The sequence below is a fragment of the Pseudomonas sp. 2VD genome (assembly GCF_005503585.1).
In the GTDB taxonomy this organism is placed as follows: domain Bacteria; phylum Pseudomonadota; class Gammaproteobacteria; order Pseudomonadales; family Pseudomonadaceae; genus Pseudomonas; species Pseudomonas aeruginosa.
This window is the reverse complement of record NZ_SCND01000401.1, coordinates 1-5,198: the sequence shown is the minus strand read 5'-3', so window position 1 is coordinate 5,198 and position 5,198 is coordinate 1. Positions and strand designations below refer to the sequence as shown.

Annotated in this window: 6 protein-coding genes and 1 pseudogene; 4 read left to right on the top strand and 3 right to left on the bottom strand. The window is 66.3% G+C overall.

All coding sequences use genetic code 11. The features are described from left to right. Window positions 1-99, bottom strand: a pseudogene (locus FFS27_RS34005) (hypothetical protein); the annotation flags it as partial. Between the two features lie 154 nt (window positions 100-253). Between FFS27_RS34005 and FFS27_RS28230 the strand changes: the two are divergent. Then, on the top strand, window positions 254-901 hold the full coding sequence (locus FFS27_RS28230; RefSeq protein WP_071537937.1) for a flavodoxin family protein: 648 nt from the start codon (window positions 254-256) through the stop codon (window positions 899-901). Between the two features lie 14 nt (window positions 902-915). On the opposite strand, the gene FFS27_RS28225 is transcribed toward FFS27_RS28230, so the two are convergent. Then, window positions 916-1,260: a helix-turn-helix domain-containing protein gene (locus tag FFS27_RS28225; protein WP_003115217.1), complete on the bottom strand. Its 345-nt coding sequence runs from the start codon at window positions 1,258-1,260 to the stop codon at window positions 916-918. Between the two features lie 405 nt (window positions 1,261-1,665). Here FFS27_RS28225 and FFS27_RS28220 point away from each other — a divergent pair, with 405 nt between their 5' ends. The 3 genes from FFS27_RS28220 (at window position 1,666) to FFS27_RS28210 (ending at window position 4,064) form a co-directional block, all read left to right on the top strand. Next, window positions 1,666-2,064: a PA2779 family protein gene (locus tag FFS27_RS28220; protein ID WP_003090843.1), complete on the top strand. Its 399-nt coding sequence runs from the start codon at window positions 1,666-1,668 to the stop codon at window positions 2,062-2,064. Beyond that, window positions 2,049-3,026: a PA2778 family cysteine peptidase gene (locus FFS27_RS28215; RefSeq protein WP_009313934.1), complete on the top strand. Its 978-nt coding sequence runs from the start codon at window positions 2,049-2,051 to the stop codon at window positions 3,024-3,026. The genes FFS27_RS28220 and FFS27_RS28215 overlap by 16 nt, the downstream gene beginning before the upstream one ends. An 81-nt stretch (window positions 3,027-3,107) precedes the next feature. After that, window positions 3,108-4,064 (top strand): formate/nitrite transporter family protein, encoded by a 957-nt coding sequence (locus tag FFS27_RS28210; protein WP_003090842.1) that lies wholly within the window; start codon window positions 3,108-3,110, stop codon window positions 4,062-4,064. 50 nt (window positions 4,065-4,114) lie between these two features. Here FFS27_RS28210 and FFS27_RS28205 read toward each other — a convergent pair. Further along, the coding region (locus FFS27_RS28205) for an NAD(P)/FAD-dependent oxidoreductase (protein WP_134626835.1) at window positions 4,115-5,198 on the bottom strand (1,084 nt) is incomplete at its 5' end.

Below are 5,198 nucleotides of genomic sequence, written 5' to 3'. Positions count from 1 at the left end.
CGGCGGTGCCTCGGGCGGAGCCGGGTCGAGCAGCCAGCCGCCGATCAGCGCACCGCCGATGGCGGCGGCCGAGGCTGCGTAGATCCATGTCTTGGCCACGTTGTTTCTCCTCTGAGTGAACGTGGCGCGGAGTCTAGGAAGAAGCCTCTCCCGGCGTGGCGGCAACCGTTCACATTTGCGCCAGGCCGCGCGCCGGCGTGACGAAACTGCGAATCAGGCCGGAGCGCTGCGGGCGCCAGGTCACGTGCGCTCTGTGCGCTGCGGCAAGGCTGGCGTTCGGCCGCCACGCTGTTCGCGGCGGAAGGCTTCGGCGCACCTGGCCGACCTCGCGCTTGAAGAACTGGACGAAGTTGCTCGGCTCGTCGAAGCCGATGCCATCGTCTTCGGCAGCCCCACCTATATGGGCGGACCGGCCTGGCAGTTCAAGAAGTTCGCCGATGCCGCCTCAAAGCCCTGGTTCGTCCAACTGGCTTCGCTGACGCCTCGCGCTGGCTATGGGGTGTCGACATCCCGGCCGACGCTGGCATGTTCGCTCATCTCCAGGCAACCCGGTACGGCCTCTAGCCGCTCTGGGGCCTCAGCCTCGCGCCAGTTGCAGGAGACGGGCGCGCTCCTGCATCAGCGGCCGGCAACTGCGGATGCCTTCGACGATGCTGTAGAGGCTTTCGATCTGCTGCTGGCTGAGGCTGTTGTTCTGGGCCCAGCCGAGCAACTGCAGCCAGGTCCAGCGGGCGATGGTCTCGCTCTGCGTCTCGGCCTTCCTGCGGTCGTCCCCGTCGCTCTGTCCGACCAGGGTCTCCACCAGCCCCGAGGCGCACAACGGCAGCAGCTCCCGGTACTGCTCCGGGTGCGTGTCGCGCAGGCGACGCAGGGCCATTATGGCGGTGGTTATCGAGTCTGAATCCAAGCTTTTGTTCACAGTTCACTCCTTGTGCGTACAGGCTGGCGGCTGGTGGATCCCTGGGCCGCGAGCAACTGTTCGATGAAACGCGTCAGCTCTTTCTTGAACTCGGGTGTCAGGCTGGACACCTTGAGGATGAGCTCGGCCAGCTCGTCCTCGGGGCAATAGAGGTAGGCCATGGGGACCTGGAGGACCATGGCCAGCTGTTCGGAAGTCCGCATGTTGGGGGAGTGCCGTTCGCGTTCGTATTGGTTCATCCGTGCGCTGGCGGAAAACTCGTCCATTCCCACCAACATGCCCAACTGCTTCTGCGAGTATCCCGCTCTGATTCTTGCGGCTTTTAGCCGGGTACCTAGCATCCATACAACTCCCGTCCCGTTGGCCCGCTCGCTCAAGGTTGGGCAAATCTGGACAAGATGGAAGCTCAGGAATCCTTAGTTTTCGCCGTGCTGGAGGCTCTGTCGTCCGGGGCGGCGCGCGGTTTCGACGCCGTGTACGAGGCTGCGGCGGGGATATGCGTCGATGTCGCCGAGATCGCGCATGCTCCGGTTTTCTCGCGGCGAGCCGGAGTATATGCGAATTGCATAAAGACGAATGCCGCTTCGTCGGCTGGGCGCGGCGGGTCGTCGTGCCGCCTGGGGCGGGCATCGGCGCCGAGGCGGCGGAAAACGGCGATCGGGACGATACTCAGGGGAGGTCGGCGACGCGGAACCAAGCTTCGCCTCCCAGGGCTGATAGTCGGGTTTCACGCAGAGGTCATTCCCATGAGAACAACAACAAGCATTCGCCGTGTCGCTGCCGTCCTGGCAGCGCTGCACCTGCTCACCTTCGCCGAGGTTCCGCTCGCCCAGGCGGCGATGATCGGCACCGCCGAGGTCATGCAGCAACAGCAGCACAACCTCGATCGCCAGCAACTGCTGAAGATGCTCGACGACCAGGGTGTACAGAAGAAACTGGAGGCCATGGGCGTGCCCCGCGACCAGGTGGCGAGCCGCATCAACAGCCTGACCAACGCCGAGCTGGCACAGTTCAACCAGCAACTGGACCAGGCACCGGCGGGCGGCATCATCGGCATCATCGTGCTGTTCCTGGTGATCTTCATCATCACCGACATGCTTTGCGCCACGGACATCTTCAGCTTCATCAAATGCATCAATCGGTGAGGCGGCTGGCAGGGGCGCTGCTGCTCGCCGCATTGCTCGGCGGCTGCGCGCAGCCGCCGAGGCTGCCGCCGGAAAGCGCGGCGCTGCCCGCACGGGTGGAGCTGCGCGACGTGCCGTTCTTCCCTCAGGAAGCCTACCAGTGCGGTCCCGCCGCGCTGGCCACGATGCTCGGCCAGCGCGGCCTGGCGTTGACGCCGGGACAATTGAAGGACGAGGTGTTCATTCCCGGTCGCGAGGGCAGCTTGCAGTTGGAGATGGTCGCCGCGGCGCGCCGCCACGGCATGCTGGTCTATCCGCTGCAAGGCGGACTGGAGAGCGTGCTCGAGGAGGTCGCGGCGGGCAACCCGGTGCTGGTGCTACAGAACCAGGCTTTCTCCTGGTGGCCGCGCTGGCACTTCGCGGTGGTGGTCGGCTTCGATCGGGAGCGCCGCGAACTGGTGCTGCGCTCGGGCATCACCCGGCGCTGGGTCACCGACTTCACCAGCTTCGAATCGACCTGGAAGCGTTCGGGACGCTGGGCGGTGCTGACCCTGCCGGGTGACCGCCTGCCGGCCACGGCAGCGGCGGTCCCGTGGCTCAAGGCCGCCAGTGACAGCGAGGAAACCGGCCACCCCAAGGTTGCCCGGCGCGCCTACGAAGAAGCCGTGCGACGCTGGCCTGAGGACGCCTTCGCCTGGTTCGCCCTGGGCAACAGTCGCTACGCCGCAGGCGATTCCGCCGCTGCCGAACAGGCCATGCTCACCAGCGTCGAGCGTCGCGCGGATTTCGCCGCGGGTTGGTTCAACCTGTCCCAGTTGCTGGCGGAACGCGGTTGTGCGGCGCCGGCGCGCCAGGCGCAGGCCTGCGCGCGGGCATTGCAGCCTGGGGAAGCCCGCTTCGCTGCGGCCTTGCCGCAGGCCGTCGCACCCGCGGCTCGGTGCGCCGAGCTGCCGGCCTGTCCCGTTGGCGCACCGCCCCGCTGAGGCGGCCCAGCCGAAGGTTGTCGGAACCCCGTTCCAGCGAGACGGCTCTATACCTGGGTGGACCCCACTCAGGTGCAGAGCATGGCCAACGACAAGCAGACTTCGACTCCCGGCCCCCGACAACCGGCCAAGGGCGGCGCGGCGGGCAAGCGCCAGGGGCGTGCAGCGGAGGGCGCGCGCAAGCCGCGTGCGCGCGGCGAGGAGCGGAAAGAGAAACCGGCCGACGGACGTTCGGCCACGGCGCTGACCGCCAACGAGCGGCGGGAGATCGACGACAAGCAGCCACCGCGCGCCGCTGTCCTGCACGAGGTGATTCGCGTCCAGGGCGAACACGAGCTGCAGCGCACGCTGGCGGCGCTCTGGTGGTCGGCGGTGGCGGCGGGACTGACCATCGGCCTCTCGTTGATGGGCATGGGCCTGTTCCGCGCGGCCCTGCCCGAGCAGGAATGGGCGATCATCGTCAGCAGCTTCGGCTATCCCATGGGCTTCCTGGCAGTGATCCTCGCCCGCCAGCAACTGTTCACCGAAAACACCCTGACCGCCGTGTTGCCGGTGATGACCGAGCCGACCCTGGAAAAGGCCTGGCAACTGTTGCGTCTCTGGAGCGTGGTGCTGTTCGGCAATATCGTCGGTACGCTGCTGTTCGCCTGGGCGGTGCTGCATCTGCCGATCTTCAATGAAGCGGCCGACGCGGCGTTCCTCGAGATCGGCCGCGAGGTGATGCACAACGACCTGGCGCAGATGTTCGCCAAGGGCATCGTTTCCGGCTGGATGATCGCCACCATGGTCTGGCTGATCCCGGCGGCGGAGGGCGCGAAGATCTGGATCATCGCGATGGTCACCTACCTGATGGCGCTGGGCAGCTTCACCCACATCGTGGTGGGCTCGGCGGAGGTAGGCTACCTGGCGTTCGCCGGGGAAATCGACTGGTCCGAGTTCCTGCTGAAGTTCGCCCTGCCTACCCTGGGCGGCAACATAGTCGGCGGTAGCCTGATCTTCGCCCTGATCAGTCATGCGCAGATCCGTAGCGAAGGTTGAGGCGCGGATAGAAAAAACGGCACCCCGGGGTGCCGTTCTGTCGACGCGGACTAGACCCCGAGCTTGTCGCGCAGGCTGTAGTACCAGGCGCCGATGGCGGTGAACGGTACGCGGAACAGCTTGCCGCCGGGGAAGGGGTAGTGCGGCAGGCCGGCGAATGCGTCGAAGCGCTCGGCCTGGCCGCGCAGGGCTTCGGCCAGGACCTTGCCGGCGACGTGGGTGTAGGTCACGCCGTGGCCGCTGCAACCCTGGGAATAGTAGATGTTGTCGCCGATGCGGCCGACCTGGGGCAGGCGCGAGAGGGTCAGCAGGAAGTTGCCGGTCCAGGCGAAGTCGATCTTCACGTCCTTCAGTTGCGGGAAGGTCTTGAGCATCTTCGGCCGGATGATCGCCTCGATGTCCGCCGGATCGCGAGCGCCATAGATCACGCCGCCACCGTAGATCAGGCGCTTGTCGCCGGAGAGGCGATAGTAGTCGAGCAGGTAATTGCAGTCTTCCACGCAGTAGTCCTGCGGCAGCAGGCTGTGGGCCAGTTCCTCGTTCAGCGGCTCGGTGGTGATCACCTGGGTGCCGCAGGGCATCGACTTGGCCGCCAGTTCCGGGACCAGACCGTTGAGGTAGGCGTTACCGGCGACCACGATGAACTTCGCCTTCACTTTGCCTTGCGGGGTATGCACCACCGGGCTGGCGCCGCGCTCGATGCGGGTCGCCGGGCTCTGCTCGTAGATTCTGCCGCCGAGCGACTCCACTGCCGCCGCTTCGCCGAGGGCGAGGTTCAGCGGATGGATGTGGCCGCCGCTCATGTCGAGCATGCCGCCTATATAGTTGTCGGTCGCCACCACCTCGCGGATGCGCTTGGCGTCCATGATCTCCAACTGGTTGTGGCCGTAGCGTTCCCACAACTGTTTCTGTGCGCGCAGGTGATCCATCTGCTTCTCGGTGAAGGCGGCGAACACCCCGCCGTCCTTCAGGTCGCACTGGATACCGTAGCGGGCCACACGCTCGCGGATGATGCGCCCGCCTTCGAAGGCCATCTCGCCGAGCAACTGCGCTTCGCGCTTGCCGACGGTGCGCTCGATCACGTCGATGTCGCGGCTGTAGCTGTTGACGATCTGGCCGCCGTTGCGCCCGGAA